Raw genomic sequence first — 16465 nt, 5'->3', positions numbered from 1 at the left:
AAGAACTCTAACTTAGCAGATAGCCGCGTCGTTCCTCCTCGCTATGACGTATAAAAAAGATATAGCGGAAAGCCCGACCCTTGTGGTAGCCGCCCAAAAACTAAAGCTTTATAGCCACTTTTTGCGTTTAAAATAAAACAGCATGCTTATAAACAGCACCACCATAACGCCCCAAAGGATGAAATAGGAGTATCTGTATTGGAGTTCTGGGATGTACTCGAAATTCATGCCGTAGATGCCCGCTATAAAGGTGAGCGGGATAAAAATGGATGCCATAATGGTGAGGACCTTCATGACTTCGTTCATTTTATTGCTTATGGTGGTCATGTACATATCCATTAAACTCCAAATCATTTCGCGGTAAATATCGATGTTTTCTGAGACTTGGATGAGGTGGTCGTACACATCGCGGTAAAAGGTGAGGGTGCTTGGTTGTATGAGTTTGTTATCGTTTTTTTCGATACGGTTAATGACCTCGCGAAGTGGGAATATGGCTTTACGCACCCGTAGGATTTCGCGTTTTAGGTTTTGTATGTTTTGGCTAATATCGTCATCGACATGGCCCGAGAAAATGGCGGTTTCAAAATTTTCGATTTTATCGCTTAAGGTATCGATAACGCTATAATAATGATCGACAATGGCATCGATTAATACATAGAGTAAATAATCGGATTCCATATCGCGCACACGCCCTTTACCTTGGCGGATGCGGTCGCGCACAGCATCGAACACATCGCCTTCTGATTCTTGAAACGAGAGCACGTAATTGTTACCCAACACAAAACTGACTTGCTCTGATACGATTTTTTCGTCGGTATCGTAATACAGCATTTTTAAAACTACAAAGAGGTAGTTTTCGTATTCGTCTATTTTTGGGCGTTGGGAGATGTTTACAATATCTTCTATTACCAATGGGTGTAACTCGTAATGTTTGCCTAGTTTTTCTATTTCGGCAACGTGGTTTAAACCATTAATATTAAGCCATGTTACGGTGTCTGAGAATTTAAAACCGAAGCTTTCTTCGACATCGCGAAGTTCTTTTTCTTTGCACTGCTGCTTGTTATAATCGAAAGACTCGATGAAGAGTTTTAGGGTAGATTTTTCGCCGGTATAGATGGCGCTTCCTGGTATTTGACCAACGAGTTTTTTAGATTTATGCTTCTTAGGTTTTTTCATGCTGTGTGTTTCACCTCTTAAATATATGGAATATTTTATACAGCTTCACCATCATCTTCGATGAATTCTTCGATAGCATCTTTCTCTACAAGCGTTACCGCTTTTTGTAAAATAAGGTTGTTTGGATAGGTTACTAAATCGCCATTTTCGAGACGTAAATGCAATTGAAAGGCACGAATATCTTCTATGATGGCTTCTAGTGGGAAATCTTTATCGTGAATGCATATTTTATCGCCTACTTTATAAGGAAACGAGAAAAACATGATGATTCCTGAAGTGACATTGCTTAAAATAGACCAAATGGCAAACATGGCAATACCTATAATGGCGAATACCGATGAAAAGAGAACCGCTAAATCTTTAAAATTGGCACCAAACACAAAAGATTCGATAACCAAAGCGATGATAAAAAGGGTTACGGTAACATACCTGCGAATAAGACGGATACGTGCCTCGTTAATGCCATTTTTTCTGGCCACCTTACTTATGGTGAAATTGGTGATAAACCTTATGATGAGTAAGGTGAGTAATACAAAGCCTGTAATGATAAGCTCGGTTTGGTAAGTTTCTAATAACATGCGGATGTTGTTAAATTTCGATGCAAAGATACAAGCTAAATTGAGACTGAAAAGCAATTTGAAAACTTATTATTTTAATTGAAGCAGGTCTCTTAAAGCTTCATCTTTATTGCTGTTTTTTTGCCAGTAAGCCGATTTTATGGTGTTAAGTTTGGTGGCTTTGGTGGTTAATGTTGTGGTGCTATTACCAAAACCGCTTTTTGAGGTTTCTTCCCAACCTAAAATCTCATAAGGAAATTCAGGATTGAAGGTGATAGCCAACGTACGGTTTAATTCTGGGTAATTTATGGTATAGGTATTGGCTTGTAAAGTTGCAGTAGCTTCATAGGCTTTTATGGGCACATGACGCAAACGGTGAAATTCTAGTGCTGGAATGATTTTTAAATTCCCAGTGGGTAAGGATTGCGGATTGATACGCAATTGGGTCCATAATTCGTTTTCCAGAATGGTTTTATCGAGTTTGAAATGTTGGTCGGCTTCTCCTTCGAAATAGGAATGCGACATGATTTCGAACTCGTTGCGGTTATTGAGTTGGGTGTACACGTGTCCGCACCATTCTTGTATGGAACTTGACACTTTTAGCGCGTGTTGATTATTAGCCACAGGGTAAAAGGTACTTTGCATGATGCTATACGGATAAATACCGGTGTTGAAATTTTTAGTGGCGTTGAGTTTTAAAACAGGTATGTTTGATTTGCTCGAGTTATTGGCTTTAACTTGCACGTCTGGAAGAAAATCTTCGGTAACATACACCATAACAGCAGTACCTTCGCGCAATTCGCCATAGCGTGCTTGCTCTAATTTATAAGATGATAATTCGGCTTCTCCGGCATACCAATAGGCTTTAAACTCTGGTGAGGTTTTTTGTTTGGCTTCCGCTTTAGGCGTTACGATATTACTCATGGTATGTATCGCAACGGGTGCAGCTTTGGTATTGTTTTGGCAAGATGCCAGTAATAACAACACACCAATAATAACCCAAAGGATGATTTCGGCTTTTAAGACTTTTACTAATTTGTTCATAATTTGCATACCATAAAATTACAACCCTAAGTTGTTTCTGCAATGGTATTTAACGTTTTGTAAACAAGATGAACGGGTAAACCCATCACATTGAAATATGAGCCTTCAATTTTGGTAACGCCTATTTGTCCTATCCATTCTTGAATGCCATAGGCGCCTGCTTTATCAAAAGGTTTATAGGTTTTGATGTAGTGCCAGATTTCATCATCGGTTAAGGATTTGAAGGTCACTTTTGTGATATTGTTCAGGGTTTTTTCGTAACCCAAACTGGTAAAGCAAACCGAAGTAATCACTTCGTGAGTGGCATCGCTTAACGATTTTAAAATGGCATAGGCTTCTTGTTCTTCTCGTGGTTTTCCTAAAGCGGTGTTGTTGTGCCATACGATGGTATCGCTGGTAATTAAAATGTCTTTGGGTTGTAAGGCTTCTTTAAACGGTAAGGCTTTAAGTTGGGCGAGGTAGTCGCTAATTTCAGCATGGGTTAGTCGCGGTGGGTATTCTTCAACGACGGGTTTGAGTTGAATTTCGAAATCGAGACCTAAATTTTTGAAAAACTCCTGCCTGCGCGGTGATCCTGAAGCGAGAATAATACGGTGGTTTTTAAGTTTTTCTTTGAGCATATTTGGGTTTATAATCTTTGTTTGTGTTTGCTAATTTGCACCCGAAGGCAACATTTACTTTTCTACAAAATAAACAAATAAAACAACAACGACAACATCCCGAAAAGCATCACCAATTTGTACATGAGGCTTAAATGCTTAAAGTCTTTTTTTGTTTTGGTACCAAAAGTTTTTACGGTGATGTAAAGCAACGGCCCCACAATAAAAACTAAAAAATAAATCACGGCTACAGGTTGCTTATACAGGTCTGTAATTACGTAATACACAAGGGCTGCCAGCGGAATAAAATTGAGCACCGTAAGGATGTTTTTAGCACGTTCTCTTCCAATGGCAATGGGTAAGGTATTCATGCCGGCTTTATAGTCGCCATCAATATCTTCAATGTCTTTAGCGATTTCGCGCAATAGGTTTATACCAAATGCAAAAAGGGCGTAATCTAAAATTACTTTAAAAAACACGACTTGAGTTTCTTGGTTTGTGGGTGTCATGGCAGGAATGAGTTCAAAAACCCCAACAATAATTAAACTTAAAGCCACCAATGCCGAAATCACCAGATTGCCAATTAAAATGCTGCGTTTTAAATACGAGGCATACACATAAAGCAATATGGAAATAATAACGAATATGGAAAAGAAAGGCGCTCTACCAACCCGATGCGATAAGTAAAACCCAATGCCAACACCAATGATATTCAATACAATAAAAGCATTAAAGGCTGTTTTTTCTGAAATCGATTTGCCAATAATCATGCGGTCGGGTTTATTGATGGTATCGGTTTCTACATCATAAATATCGTTAATGATATTTCCAGCAGCCGCAATACACACTGTGGCTAAAATTAACAATGAAATCCCCAAACCATCTAAAGTCGTTTGCACACCAAAAGGTTCTAAAAGTGCATATTTAATGAGTAATTGCACGACGGCAATCATCATTAAATTTTTCCAACGTATGAGGTTTAAAACATTCAAATTTTAAAAATTAGAAGCTAGTTTATCAATAAAAAACTTAAAGAAAAAAACCACAGGAATGGCGAGCAGCACAAAAACAATAATGGTTTTTCGGGTTCTTAATTGTTCCTGCTTTTTAATGTTATTTTTTATGGCTTGTTTCTCTGCTTTGGTAAGTGTTTTGTGCAAGAAATCGACTTGATGGTGGTAATGTGTTTCTCGGTTTAGTTTTTCTTTTAGCGACGAAAATGCTTTACGGGTAGACTGATTAAATACCTGTTGGTTATTTCCAAAACCAATGTATCCAAATCCGGTGCTATGTCTGCGTTTGTTTCGTGCCAAATTAAATTCTAATCGTAATTTGCACTATAATTACCGTTCCATTTTCCTTGTACTTTAAGGACCTGCTCAATCACATCTCTGGCAGCACCTTTACCACCTTTTTTATGTGATATGTATTTCGATATTTCTTTAATTTCAGGCACTGCATCTTGCGGGCAACAGGGTAAGCCTATGCCTTTCATTACAGGATAATCAGGAATGTCATCGCCCATATACAAGACGTTTTCAGATTTGATGCCTTTTTTCTGAAAGTAATCATCCAACTGCTCTATTTTATTCGAAGCGCCCAAGTAAATATCTTCAATACCTAAATTTTGCAACCGGATTTTCACACCCGGATTCGTACCGCCAGAAATCACACAAACATGATAACCTTTATCTACCGCCGTTTTTAGCGCGTAGCCATCTTTAATATTCATGGTTCGTAACATCTCGCCAGTGGTCGTTACCGTTACCGAACCGTCGGTTAAAACGCCATCAACGTCAAAAATAAATGTGGTAATGTGCTCTAAATATTCTTTATAACTTTTTTCTTCCATGGGTTTGTATAATAGATTCGGTAAGAGATTTATAAATGGCTTTATGTTGCTCGTTTTCTAAAAGTTTTAGGTGTTTTTTAATCGTTTTTTTATCGTTACGTTTTGCGGGTCCGGTTTGTGCTTTGTAAGGCGACATCTCTTGCACTTTTTTAGCAGTTTCCAGAATTAGTGGCTTCAACAAATCAAATTCCGCACCTTCGTGTTCGGTAATTTCGTGCCCAATACGGTAAAGCTGATTGGTAAAATTATTCACAAAAACAGCCGCCAGATGCAACACGCGCCTTTGGTCGCTATTAATGCGCTTGGTTGGGCTGCCTAAACTCCGCGCCAGTTGCTTTAAAACCGGATAACTTTTTTTATCAATCGTTTCAATACAAATAGGCACATTGGCAAAATCAACTTCGGCATTTTTACTTAAACTCTGTAGCGGATATAGCACCCCGCGTTTGTGTTTTTTATCCAAATCGTAAACACTCACACTTCCAGAGGTATGCACCACCAATTTATCATCAAATGGAATTTGGCGAGAAACCTCGGCAATAACATCATCGCTAACCGCCAAAATATAAACGTCGGCCGCTTTCAAAGCACTTATATCGTCGGTAATTTCTACAGCGTTAGCATACGGTTTTATGGCCGCCAAACTGCGGTTATACCATTGTATAACGCTAATGTCTTTTGCTTTTTCAAAGCCCTTAAAAAAATGGGTCGCTACATTTCCAGCACCCAGAATTACTACTGAAATCATAGCGCTAAAATACTAATGAATTATCAAATAAAACGCAGAATTATTAATTTTTGGGCGCATCCCTATCGGGTCGGGCTATTCACTGCAAGTCCTCGGTCGTGCCTCCCTGTGGGCTTTTCGTTGCTATCCCTTGCGCAACGGTTCGCAACGTGCCTTTTTTGCAGCTTTGTTTGGTCTCTATCTCAGGTTAAAACTTTGAGTTTTATCGTATCAATTCATGCCTTAAATCTTTAAAATAGCGTACTTTTGTGTATCATGAAAAACGATCTCAAAACCCGCGACGATGTCCATCTTTTAGTCTCCTCTTTTTACGTAAAAGTGAGAGCAGATCAGGTTTTAGGTCCGTTTTTTAACGACGTCATTAAAGATTGGGATGCGCATCTAGACCGACTGACCACCTTTTGGGAATCCAGCTTATTTATGACTCGTAGATTAGAACAACGCTATAAAGGCGACCCTTTAGAGGTGCATGTAAAAGTCGATAAAGAAAACAACCACAGCATCACCGAATTACACTTTGGCTTGTGGTTAAACTTATGGTTCCAAACCATCGATGAACTTTTTGAAGGCGAGAACGCCGAAAATGCCAAACGTCGCGCCAGAAAAATGGGCACTTTTTTGTATTTAAAAATTTTTGAAGCCAGAACAAGTCAATCGTAAAACAGTGGTCATTTTGTTTCAAGTGATGGCTTCAAACTTCAAAATTTCAATCAACTTTTTAAATACTTTAACACTTCTTAATAAACATTAATCCTTAAATTTGCAAAACCTTAATAAAGGGTACTGATTATGCAAAAAAAGCTCGCCAATATTTTATTTTCTACCAAACTTACTGCCGTTTTATTTATTGTGTTTGCTGCTGCTATGGCAACAGGAACCATTTTAGATGCAGGACAAGAAACATCGCCAACGCCATACACTCGAAATTTAATCTATAACGCTTGGTGGTTCGAGGCTATCATGGTATTTTTCGTTATTAATTTTACGGGTAATATTTTCAGATTCAGGCTGTACAAAAAAGAAAAATGGGCTACTTTCATTTTACATTTAGCCTTTATTTTTATTCTTTTAGGGGCTTTTATTACACGTTATGCAAGTTTTGAAGGCATGATGGCCATTCGCGAGGGCGCTTCAGAAAACACTTTTTTATCTCAAAAAACATACATCACCGCTTTCATTGATGGCGATTATATGATAGACGGCGTACCACAGCGTTTACCAATTGAGCGCGAAGTTGATTTTTCAGGACGCTTAGAAAACGATTTTAAAATAGAAACCAAATACGATCAGCAACCCGTAACTATCGAACTCGAGAAATTTATTGTTGGGGCTGAAGAAGATATTATCCCAGACGACAATGGCGAGGAATATTTAAAAGTTGTAGAGGCAGGACAAAACGGACCCCACAATCACTTCTTAAAAGTAGGGCAGGTGCAAAGTATTCACAATGTGCTTTTTGCTTTAAACAAACCAACCGATGGGGCTATAAATATTACTTTTCAAGGTGATTCGCTAAGTATTAATTCACCATTTGAGGGTGAATACATGACCATGGCAACTCGGGCACAAGGTAAATTGGTTGCCGATAGTTTACAGCCGCTTTATCTCCGTTCTAGATATGTTATTGGTAATATGCAAATGGTATTTCCAAAACCTGTAGTTAAAGGTGTTTTTGATGTGGTTCAAAAATCACAACTCCTAAAAAATGATGCCGATGGTGTGGTATTAAACGTTACTACTGGTGGTGAAACGAAACGTGTAGGGTTATTGGGAGGTAAAGGTATTAACGGTAATTTTAAACAGATACAAGTTGGCGGACTCGATTTGGCATTTAAATATGGCTCGAAAATTTTAGAGTTGCCTTTTGCGTTAAAATTAAACGATTTTGAAGCAGAACGCTACCCAGGAACCGAACGTGGTTATTCGGCATATTCTAGTGAAGTAACGGTTTTAGATGAGCGCTCTGAAAACTACGACTATAAAATTTATATGAATAATATTCTGGATCATGATGGTTACAGATTTTTTCAATCGAGTTTCGACCCAGATGAAAAAGGAACTATTCTCTCTGTAAATCATGATTATTGGGGTACCTTAATTACCTACATTGGGTATATGATGCTGTACTTTGGTTTAATGGCTATTTTATTTTCTAAGCACTCACGTTTTGGCGATTTAAAGCGTCATTTGGAAAGTGTTAAAAACAAAAAAGCAAAAGTACTGAGCATCTTTTTATTATTTGCGAGTTTAGGAGCTTTTGCTCAAGAACATTATGAAGGCGATGGTCACGACCATACGGCACCAACAAAAGCGCAAATCGATTCTATTTTAAGAGCGAATATCACACCAAAAGCACATGCCGATAAATTTGGGCATTTGGTGATTCAGGATTTAAGCGGACGAATGATGCCTGTAAATACTTTTGCATCAGAAATGCTGAGAAAATTAAGCAAGAATGACACTTATGAAGAATTTGATGCAAACCAAGTTTTTTTATCCATTCAAGAAAGTCCGATGCTTTGGTACAATGTGCCTATTATTTACTTAAAACCTAAGAAAGGCGATTCTATTAGAAAGCTTATTGGTGTTGATAAGGAAGTGAAATATGTGCCATTGGCCGATTTCTTTTCTAATCAAGGAGCGTATAAATTAGCGCCTTATTTAGATGAAGCTTATAAAGCACAAATACCAAATGGGTTTCAAAAGGAATTTAAAGAAACCGACCAACGTGTTAACTTGTTGTATAATACGATAGAAGGGATGTCCTTGAAGATTTTCCCAATTCCTGATGATGAAAATAACAAGTGGATTTCAAACTTCGATTTTAAAAGAGACGCCTCGAAAGTAACGGATTCGTTGTATGCTAATTTTATAAAAAATGGATTTAGAGCGTATTTATATACCTTAAATCAGGCCAAACAAACGGGCGATTTTTCGGAAGCTGAAAAGCTTTTAGGAGCTTTCACCAAAACCCAACACCGTTATGGTAGCGAAGTGATGCTGAGCGACGAAAAAGTTAAAGCCGAAGTGCTTTATAACAAATACGATATTTTTAAGAAGCTCTTTAGCTGGTATTTATATGCTGGAACTTTGCTGTTTGTATTATTAATTATGCAAATATTTAATGACAAGCGCAAGTTTGTAAATGTGTCTGTTACTGTTTTAAAATTTGTGGTTTTAGGCTTGTTCGTATTGCATACAGCGGGGTTAATTGCACGTTGGTACATTTCGGGCCATGCACCTTGGAGTGATGCCTACGAGTCTATGATTTACGTGGCTTGGGCAACCATGTTTTTTGGATTAGCCTTTGGGCGAAAAAGCGATTTAACCATTGCCGCAACCGCATTTGTTACCGCCATGATTTTAATGATTGCACATTGGAATTGGATGGATCCTGCAATTGCAAATCTGCAACCGGTTTTAAATAGTTATTGGTTAATGATTCATGTAGCGGTGATTGTTGCAAGTTACGGTCCGTTTACCTTGGGTATGATTTTAGGTATTGTATCCTTATTCTTAATGATATTTACCACCAAAAAGAATAAAGCCAAAATGGATTTAAACATTAAAGAATTAACCATTATAAACGAAATGGCGTTAACGGTTGGTTTGGTGATGCTTACCATTGGGAATTTTTTAGGCGGTATGTGGGCTAATGAAAGTTGGGGACGCTATTGGGGCTGGGATCCAAAAGAAACTTGGGCACTTATAAGTATTATGATTTATGCTTTTGTGATACATATGCGTTTGGTTCCTGGATTACGCGGACGATGGTTTTTTAACTTGATGTCTATTGTGGCGTTTGCTAGTATTTTAATGACCTATTTTGGTGTGAATTTCTACCTAGCCGGATTGCATAGTTATGCGAGTGGTGACCAAATAGTAAGTGTTAAATTTATTACTATTGCTTGTGTGCTAGTCGCTATTTTAGGCTTCTTTGGGTATCGTGGCTATGCGAAGTATTATAAGAAATAAGTATATAAATTCTTCGCGTAGAATTTGAATAAACGCTTCTATGCGTTCATTTTGTCTTGATACAAAACGAACCAAAAAATCAAGGTCAAGCCAAGGAATTTTTCAGTGAATACTGAAAACCGATTTGAAAACTCCGTGTCGAACGTTCGTTCTCCTTTTTTCGGAGCTTTTCTTCATCTATTCTGCGCCTTGACTTTCAATTCTATGAATTGATATGGGTGTCGTCTTTTTACCGATTTAATGTTTTGTGCTGCAATAAATATTAATTAAATTATGGCTAATGGCTAGATCGCGTTAGGGATTGCAGAGGAAAGCCCACAGCGAGGTACGAACGAGGACTTGTAACGGAAAGCCCGACCCTTGCGGTAACCTGCCTGCCGGCAGGCAGGCGCCCAGATCTACGTTGTTATTATTCCTAAAACATATTCGTAACCCAAACCGAAGGCGATGGCTAAACCGAAACTGATAAGGGTACCGATGAGGATGTACTCGGTGAGTTTGCGGTCTTTGGCTTTTGATAAATCGCTGAAACGGAAAACGGATTTGGCGGTGATTAGAAAGCCGACTCCTTCCCAATGGTTAGTGATGATGAATATGAAAACTAAAAGGCGCTCGAGGATGCCTATGTATGCGCCGGCGTCTTCGAGGGTAGCTTCTTTGTTGTATTCGGTTAAATCCCATTTGGAAATGATGGTTTTCATGATAATCGATGAGACTTTGGTTACACCTATGATACAGGTGAGGAATAATAGGGTTTCTGGAGCGAATAGTAGGTTGAAATTGATTTGGTACGATTCGTAAATTTGAATGACCAACGCAATGATGATAAGGTGTGCGAGTTGATCTAAACCAAATAAGAGCCTTTTATTGAATTTGCTGTTGAGGTGGAGTTTAATAACATCGATAATGTAATGCGAAATGGGGATTATAATAAGCGCTAACCAATATTTAAATTGAAATTGCAACACCACAATAAGCGTTAGGGCATGAATTAAAATATGCCAATACAAAAACTTCGATTTGTGTTTGTGGGTTTCTTTATGCAGTACCCATGTGTTGGGTTGAAGCACAAAATCGCCTATAACGTGGGCAAGAATTAGTTTGATGGCTAAGGTTAACATAGGGTTTGTATTTGGTTTTGGTAATACTTTAAGAGTTTTAAAATCTCATCAAATCCTGCTCGTTTAAGGCCTTGACTAATATTGCCTTGTGTTTTTTCTAAAATGTTGGCGATTTGATTTTGGTTTAAATCGGGATTTTCTAAAGTGGTTTTTACAAGAATTGCCGAGGTGCTAGACCAATTGTTTATGGTTAATTGAGCGAGATCGAGCATGAGGTTTATGGTGGTATCAAACAATTCGTTATTTGATTTTATGGCTAAAGTTGTTTTTTTAAGACTTTCAAAACACTCGCCAGAATACACAAAGGCACTGCCGTTAGATTCCGTAATATTATTGGATTGGAATGTTTTTTCGCCGATGCCAATGGCGAGACGAACGTCAATATTGTCAAATTGTTTTATGGTGGCTTTTATAAGCATACAGGCTTTTAAGGCGTGTTGGGGTTGCACTTCGAGTTGAAAACTATCGCCTCTATAAATTTCCCAAGTTTGTGGCGTATTACCAAAACTATTTAAAATTGTTTTAAGCGCATTTAGCCAAAGTTTAGGTGAACTTTCTTTAGAATTGATGATATCGCCTGTTATTATACTGGTCATGATTTGGTATATGATACTTTCAAAATTAGTTATTATAATTGAAATAATCAAAAATATTAGCTAAAAAACTAATAATTATAAATATAATCTAAAAAGCTAATAAATAAAATTATTAGTAAATATGATGATAATTTATAATATTAACTTATGAAGTAATACACATGGCACCTAATTTTATATGTTAGGATTTTACAATGCCAATTACAAACTAATATCTTTGCACTGCAATTAATAAAAAAGTAAAGCATATGAAACTATTCAAAGAATTTAAAGAGTTTGCAGTAAAGGGAAACATGATGGATATGGCCATTGGTATTATAATTGGTGCTTCTTTTAATAAAGTTATAGATGTTTTGGTAAAAAAAATACTGTTACCTCCGTTATCCTTATTGACCGATGGTGTGAATTTTCAGAATAAAAAAATCATTTTGAAAGAAGCCGTATTGGATGATTCAGGTAATGTTTTAACAGATGTGGTTGCTATAGGTTACGGCGCATTAGGAGAAGCTCTGTTAGATTTTATGATAATCGGCTTTACCGTATTTATTGTGGTTAAATTTTTAAATCGATTAAAAAATAGAGCTCAAGATACCAAAGATGAAACAGTTGTAACTCCAAAGGATATTGAACTTTTATCGAAGCTCACCGACTTGATGGAGGAGCAGAATAAGTTGTTGAAAACAAAACAATTGTAATGGCTAAAACAGGAAGAGAGAAGAACACCAAAAATAAAGCGAAGCATTCTAAATTGATGGCTCGAAAGAAAAACAAAAAGAAAAGTGAGGCTTTGCTTAGAAAGGAGCGTCTTAAAAATATTATTAAAAAAGCTCAAGAAAATAGCGGCTCCTAAATATGCAGATTTAAAATAAGTTATTTAAAAACAGAAGTTATATTTTTATAACTAATATCCTTAAAATCGTTTATAACTAAGTTGGCCATCGAGTAATCTTGGTTTTTTGAATGAAAACTATCGTACCCAACACAGTAAATACCTGCTGCATGAGCCGCATGAACACCATTAGTTGAATCTTCAATAACGATACATTCTTCTCTTCTAAAACCTGTAGCCTCGGCTGCTTTGATGAAAATTTCTGGATGTGGTTTCGATTGTTTTAAATCCCCACCACTAAATTTCGCTTTAAAATATGGGTTCAATTCAAAACGGTCAAAAATTTGATTGATGCTGGTCATAGCAGCAGAAGATGCTAAAACTAAAGTGAGTCCGTTATTGTAATAATCCTGAATCAATTCCAAAACACCATCAATAAGTCCTAAATCAGAGTTACTATAAAAGAAGTGTTTATAGTGTTTGCGTTTTATGGCTACTAAAGTTTCAGGAGATTGCTGGAGATTAAAATGGTCGCATAGGCGTTTGCATATATTTATGGTCGATTGCCCTGTAAAGGATTCATATAATTCAGTTGAAACCTCAATACCAATTTCATCAAACATATCATGATAGGCTTTATTATGCATAGGTTCGCTATCAATAATAACACCATCCATATCAAAAATAACCGCTTTTAACATCATCAATTTTTTTGCGAATATATGAGAATTGATAGGAAACTCATAGAAATCTATTTTGTTGTTTTAAATTATTTTCACAATATTTGTTACCTATGATTGTTTAATTTGACTTCCGTAAAGCATCGAGGTTCCTCTCGAGAAAAACAAAAGCTAAGTGTTATGTGCATTTGGTAATGATTTATATTTAATTACCCTCTTAATGCAATCAAATAAAATCACCTTAAAACAATTTATTAAATATTTCAAAATTGCCGTTACAGGTAAGCAAAAAGACTTCACTTCTGGAAGTATTCGGCGCGCCATATTTATGTTAGCAGTTCCAATGATTCTTGAGATGATCATGGAATCCATTTTCGCTTTAGTAGACATCATGTATGTTTCTCAAGTTAGTGTAAATGCTGTAGCTACAATTGGATTAACAGAGTCTATAATTACTTTAATTTATGCCATAGCTATTGGTTTAAGTATTGCTGCAACCGCTATTGTTGCTAGACGTGTAGGACAAAAAGATTTAAAAGGTGCATCAAATGCAGCAGTTCAAGTTATATTTTTAGGTGTTTTAGTGGCTACAATAGTCAGTGTAATTGGTATTATTTATCCTAAAGAGCTTTTAAGTTTAATGGGAGGAGAACCTGATTTAATAGAAGAGGGTTATGGCTATACTAAAGTGCTTTTAGGCGGTAACATAACTATTATGTTGTTGTTTTTAATTAATGCCATTTTTAGAGGAACTGGAGAAGCATCAATATCCATGTGGGTTTTAATTTTATCTAATGGGTTAAATATAATCCTAGATCCGATGTTTATTTTTGGTTTTGGACCCATTCCTGCTTATGGTGTTGAAGGAGCTGCAATTGCAACTACTATAGGGCGTGGAATAGCAGTATTATTTCAATTAGCAATTTTGTTTTATGGTTACAGTAAAATAAAAATTGGTATTAAAGACATGATAATCCGTGTGGGTGTTATGCTTAATTTAATTAAAGTGTCTATAGGAGGTATTGGACAGTTTTTGATAGGAACCTCATCTTGGGTGTTTTTAATGAGAATTGTTAGTGAATTTGGAAGCGAAGTACTCGCTGGCTATACCATTGCTATTCGTGTGATGTTATTTTCGTTAATGCCCGCGTGGGGTATGAGCAGTGCAGCGGCTTCATTAGTTGGTCAAAATTTAGGAGCTAAAAAACCTGAACGAGCAGAGCAATCTGTTTGGTTAACTTCAAAGTATTGCTCAATTTTTATGGGTACTGTTTCTGTATTATATCTTTTATTTGCACCACAAATTATTGAGATTTTTAATGATACTCCTGAAGTTGTGAAATATGGTAGCTTGTGTTTACGTATTATGACGGCACCGTTTATTTTTTATGGCTTTGGTATGATTGTAATCAATGCATTTAATGGGGCAGGAGATACTAAAACGCCAACGTATATCAATTTTGTATGTTATTGGTTACTGCAATTGCCTTTTGCATATTTTGCGGCTATTACTTTTAATTGTGGCCCTAGTGGTGTATTTTGGGCAGTAGCTTTAGGAGAAGTATTAATGACTATAATTGCTATTATATGGTTTAAAAAAGGCCATTGGAAGACCGTAAAAGTTTAATTTAAGACTAAATAAATATCAAACCGAAACAACATTTACACCCAAACAACAAGCATCAATCTGGTTATGATTTGGATGCGCTATCGAAAATATATAATCCTTTATTACCTTTTGTTTTTGTCAATAAATACCAGACCAAAACAATTGATTTTTCTAATCCTAAAGCGGTTAAGGCACTCAATACGGCTTTATTAATGAAGTATTATAATATTGACTTTTGGGAATTTCCGGATGCCAATTTATGTCCGCCGATACCTGGGCGAGTAGATTATATTCATCATATCGCTGATTTGCTTAAAGCATCAAAAATTGCAGATAACATTAAAGTTTTAGACATTGGCACAGGAGCTACATGCATCTACCCTCTTTTAGGACATGCTGAATATCAATGGCAATTTGTAGGAACTGAAATTGATAACCAAGCGCTTAAAAATGCTCAGAAAATTATAGATAAAAATAAATTGAATAAGACCATTGAACTTAGGTTGCAAAATGATGCCTCGCAAATTTTGAAAGGAGTATTAATTGAGAATGATGCGTTTTCGGTTGCTATTTGCAATCCGCCATTTCACAAATCTGAAGATGAAGCTATAGCGGCAACTTCAAGAAAGTTAAAAGGTTTAAATAGGGATAGTGAACAGGTTGTTAGAAACTTTTCTGGGACACATAATGAGCTCTGGTATAAAGGTGGTGAAAAGGCTTTTTTGCACAATTATCTTTACGAAAGTTCATTGTTTAAAACAAAATGCCATTGGTTTACAAGTCTAGTTTCTAAAAAAGACTTAGTGAAGGGTATGCATGTGTCGTTAAAGAAATTAGGGGCTACTGATATTAAAACCATTCCAATGGGGCAAGGGAATAAAATCTCGAGAATTGTAGCTTGGACGTATCAATAAAAAAGTACCGAAAATCAAAATTTAATTCTCGGTACTTGCGTGTTGAACTTTACTCTAAAGGGATTTGCTATTAATCTACTTGTTTCTTTCTATGATCGGTTTTTATAAAAATACCTGCTTGAAGGCGGTGTAAGTTCAATCCTTTGATTTTTCTATTTAAATATCCGAATTGCACATTTACTGATTTAGATAAGTTAATGCCCAATGCACCATACAATCTGTTTTCATCAATAATTTCATCGTCAATCGTTGCTAAAAATTCATCGTGAACTCTTATAAATAAGGTTTTATTTAATTTGATTTTTGTTCCTAATCTATATCGTAAACGATGTGAAGTTGATTTAAAATCTAATTTATGGAAAAAGCGTTGTTCCACTCTAAATCTGTGGTCTATAGGCAAATTACCTATTTTGTGTTTATAGACAAATTGCTCGAATACTCTGTTTTCATAAGTATGCGGTTTATCAGTATAAAAGCCGCCATCGATATCACCATAACCATAGCCTATTGTTGTAGTCAATTTTGGAGTTAGTTGATAATTTAAAGCGCCAAAAACTAAAATGAAATTGAAATTTTCTGCAACCTCGAACGTCCATAATTGAGCCAAGGTACTCGCACTAATTTTATCAGATATTTTATGGTTTCCCGCGTACGTGAACCAAGAACCTAGCATATCTTCTTGACTAGTTTGCGAATAACTATTAGAAATTGAGATGGTAAGTAATATGGCGGTTAGTAGGTATTTCATTTGATATAATTAAATAA

General features: G+C 36.3%; 18 protein-coding genes. 6 read left to right on the top strand and 12 right to left on the bottom strand.

The window, feature by feature from the left end:
• Window positions 1-108: 108 nt before the first annotated feature.
• From corA to O5O44_RS11815, 8 genes are all read right to left on the bottom strand, one after another.
• Entirely contained in the window at window positions 109-1176 is a 1068-nt protein-coding gene (gene corA, locus O5O44_RS11850) for a magnesium/cobalt transporter CorA (RefSeq protein ID WP_019387278.1), read from the bottom strand.
• Between the two features lie 35 nt (window positions 1177-1211).
• On the bottom strand, window positions 1212-1754 hold the full coding sequence (locus tag O5O44_RS11845; protein ID WP_019387277.1) for a mechanosensitive ion channel domain-containing protein: 543 nt from the start codon (window positions 1752-1754) through the stop codon (window positions 1212-1214).
• A gap of 69 nt (window positions 1755-1823) precedes the next feature.
• A complete protein-coding gene (locus O5O44_RS11840; protein WP_289194538.1) occupies window positions 1824-2786 on the bottom strand; it encodes a septum formation inhibitor Maf in 963 nt (320 codons plus the stop codon).
• Between the two features lie 17 nt (window positions 2787-2803).
• Window positions 2804-3397 carry a Maf-like protein gene (locus O5O44_RS11835; RefSeq protein ID WP_289194537.1) on the bottom strand — a complete coding sequence of 198 codons (594 nt, stop codon included), beginning with the start codon at window positions 3395-3397 and terminating at the stop codon, window positions 2804-2806.
• A gap of 62 nt (window positions 3398-3459) precedes the next feature.
• Window positions 3460-4368: a geranylgeranylglycerol-phosphate geranylgeranyltransferase gene (locus O5O44_RS11830; protein ID WP_434088350.1), complete on the bottom strand. Its 909-nt coding sequence runs from the start codon at window positions 4366-4368 to the stop codon at window positions 3460-3462.
• A gap of 3 nt (window positions 4369-4371) precedes the next feature.
• Window positions 4372-4689 (bottom strand): hypothetical protein, encoded by a 318-nt coding sequence (locus O5O44_RS11825; protein WP_289194536.1) that lies wholly within the window; start codon window positions 4687-4689, stop codon window positions 4372-4374.
• Between the two features lie 8 nt (window positions 4690-4697).
• Entirely contained in the window at window positions 4698-5228 is a 531-nt protein-coding gene (locus O5O44_RS11820) for a KdsC family phosphatase (RefSeq protein WP_019387272.1), read from the bottom strand.
• Window positions 5209-5976: a Rossmann-like and DUF2520 domain-containing protein gene (locus tag O5O44_RS11815; protein WP_289194535.1), complete on the bottom strand. Its 768-nt coding sequence runs from the start codon at window positions 5974-5976 to the stop codon at window positions 5209-5211. Before O5O44_RS11815 ends, O5O44_RS11820 begins: the two co-directional genes overlap by 20 nt.
• A gap of 255 nt (window positions 5977-6231) precedes the next feature.
• On the opposite strand from O5O44_RS11815, the gene O5O44_RS11810 reads away from it, so the two are divergent.
• Window positions 6232-6636, top strand: coding sequence for a group III truncated hemoglobin (locus tag O5O44_RS11810; RefSeq protein WP_289194534.1), 405 nt, complete (start codon window positions 6232-6234; stop codon window positions 6634-6636).
• 129 nt (window positions 6637-6765) lie between these two features.
• Window positions 6766-9951 (top strand): cytochrome c biogenesis protein CcsA, encoded by a 3186-nt coding sequence (locus tag O5O44_RS11805; protein WP_289194533.1) that lies wholly within the window; start codon window positions 6766-6768, stop codon window positions 9949-9951.
• Window positions 9952-10349: 398 nt separating this feature from the next.
• Here the strand turns inward: O5O44_RS11805 and O5O44_RS11800 are convergent, their stop codons facing one another.
• Both O5O44_RS11800 and O5O44_RS11795 read right to left on the bottom strand, forming a co-directional pair.
• On the bottom strand, window positions 10350-11072 hold the full coding sequence (locus tag O5O44_RS11800; protein ID WP_289194532.1) for a DUF3307 domain-containing protein: 723 nt from the start codon (window positions 11070-11072) through the stop codon (window positions 10350-10352).
• On the bottom strand, window positions 11066-11668 hold the full coding sequence (locus O5O44_RS11795) for a transcriptional regulator (RefSeq protein WP_289194531.1): 603 nt from the start codon (window positions 11666-11668) through the stop codon (window positions 11066-11068). The genes O5O44_RS11800 and O5O44_RS11795 overlap by 7 nt, the downstream gene beginning before the upstream one ends.
• Window positions 11669-11916: 248 nt before the next feature.
• Here O5O44_RS11795 and mscL point away from each other — a divergent pair, with 248 nt between their 5' ends.
• A complete protein-coding gene (mscL, locus tag O5O44_RS11790) occupies window positions 11917-12363 on the top strand; it encodes a large conductance mechanosensitive channel protein MscL (RefSeq protein WP_289194530.1) in 447 nt (148 codons plus the stop codon).
• Window positions 12363-12518, top strand: a complete 156-nt coding sequence (locus tag O5O44_RS11785; protein ID WP_289194529.1) for a hypothetical protein — start codon at window positions 12363-12365, stop codon at window positions 12516-12518. The genes mscL and O5O44_RS11785 overlap by 1 nt, the downstream gene beginning before the upstream one ends.
• A gap of 20 nt (window positions 12519-12538) precedes the next feature.
• On the opposite strand, the gene O5O44_RS11780 is transcribed toward O5O44_RS11785, so the two are convergent.
• Entirely contained in the window at window positions 12539-13198 is a 660-nt protein-coding gene (locus O5O44_RS11780; protein ID WP_289196447.1) for an HAD family hydrolase, read from the bottom strand.
• Window positions 13199-13397: 199 nt separating this feature from the next.
• On the opposite strand from O5O44_RS11780, the gene O5O44_RS11775 reads away from it, so the two are divergent.
• A complete protein-coding gene (locus O5O44_RS11775; RefSeq protein WP_289194528.1) occupies window positions 13398-14804 on the top strand; it encodes an MATE family efflux transporter in 1407 nt (468 codons plus the stop codon).
• Window positions 14805-14875: 71 nt separating this feature from the next.
• Window positions 14876-15700, top strand: a complete 825-nt coding sequence (rlmF, locus tag O5O44_RS11770) for a 23S rRNA (adenine(1618)-N(6))-methyltransferase RlmF (RefSeq protein ID WP_350494432.1) — start codon at window positions 14876-14878, stop codon at window positions 15698-15700.
• 70 nt (window positions 15701-15770) lie between these two features.
• Here rlmF and O5O44_RS11765 read toward each other — a convergent pair whose 3' ends face one another.
• Window positions 15771-16448, bottom strand: a complete 678-nt coding sequence (locus O5O44_RS11765) for a DUF2490 domain-containing protein (RefSeq protein WP_289194527.1) — start codon at window positions 16446-16448, stop codon at window positions 15771-15773.
• Window positions 16449-16465 lie beyond the last annotated feature (17 nt).

This window comes from Algibacter luteus (assembly GCF_030344935.1).
GTDB classification, from domain to species: domain Bacteria; phylum Bacteroidota; class Bacteroidia; order Flavobacteriales; family Flavobacteriaceae; genus Arenitalea; species Arenitalea lutea.
Note: the sequence above shows the minus strand (reverse complement) of the source record. Positions and strands in the feature narration are given on the sequence as shown.

Coding starts and splice junctions, on each gene's coding strand:
- corA (WP_019387278.1), bottom strand. CDS start 1,176: ATGAAAAAACCTAAGAAGCATAAATCTAAAAAACTCGTTGGTCAAATA.
- O5O44_RS11845 (WP_019387277.1), bottom strand. CDS start 1,754: ATGTTATTAGAAACTTACCAAACCGAGCTTATCATTACAGGCTTTGTA.
- O5O44_RS11840 (WP_289194538.1), bottom strand. CDS start 2,786: ATGCAAATTATGAACAAATTAGTAAAAGTCTTAAAAGCCGAAATCATC.
- O5O44_RS11835 (WP_289194537.1), bottom strand. CDS start 3,397: ATGCTCAAAGAAAAACTTAAAAACCACCGTATTATTCTCGCTTCAGGA.
- O5O44_RS11820 (WP_019387272.1), bottom strand. CDS start 5,228: ATGGAAGAAAAAAGTTATAAAGAATATTTAGAGCACATTACCACATTT.
- O5O44_RS11815 (WP_289194535.1), bottom strand. CDS start 5,976: ATGATTTCAGTAGTAATTCTGGGTGCTGGAAATGTAGCGACCCATTTT.
- O5O44_RS11810 (WP_289194534.1), top strand. CDS start 6,232: ATGAAAAACGATCTCAAAACCCGCGACGATGTCCATCTTTTAGTCTCC.
- O5O44_RS11805 (WP_289194533.1), top strand. CDS start 6,766: ATGCAAAAAAAGCTCGCCAATATTTTATTTTCTACCAAACTTACTGCC.
- O5O44_RS11800 (WP_289194532.1), bottom strand. CDS start 11,072: ATGTTAACCTTAGCCATCAAACTAATTCTTGCCCACGTTATAGGCGAT.
- O5O44_RS11795 (WP_289194531.1), bottom strand. CDS start 11,668: ATGACCAGTATAATAACAGGCGATATCATCAATTCTAAAGAAAGTTCA.
- mscL (WP_289194530.1), top strand. CDS start 11,917: ATGAAACTATTCAAAGAATTTAAAGAGTTTGCAGTAAAGGGAAACATG.
- O5O44_RS11785 (WP_289194529.1), top strand. CDS start 12,363: ATGGCTAAAACAGGAAGAGAGAAGAACACCAAAAATAAAGCGAAGCAT.
- O5O44_RS11780 (WP_289196447.1), bottom strand. CDS start 13,198: ATGTTAAAAGCGGTTATTTTTGATATGGATGGTGTTATTATTGATAGC.
- O5O44_RS11775 (WP_289194528.1), top strand. CDS start 13,398: ATGCAATCAAATAAAATCACCTTAAAACAATTTATTAAATATTTCAAA.
- O5O44_RS11765 (WP_289194527.1), bottom strand. CDS start 16,448: ATGAAATACCTACTAACCGCCATATTACTTACCATCTCAATTTCTAAT.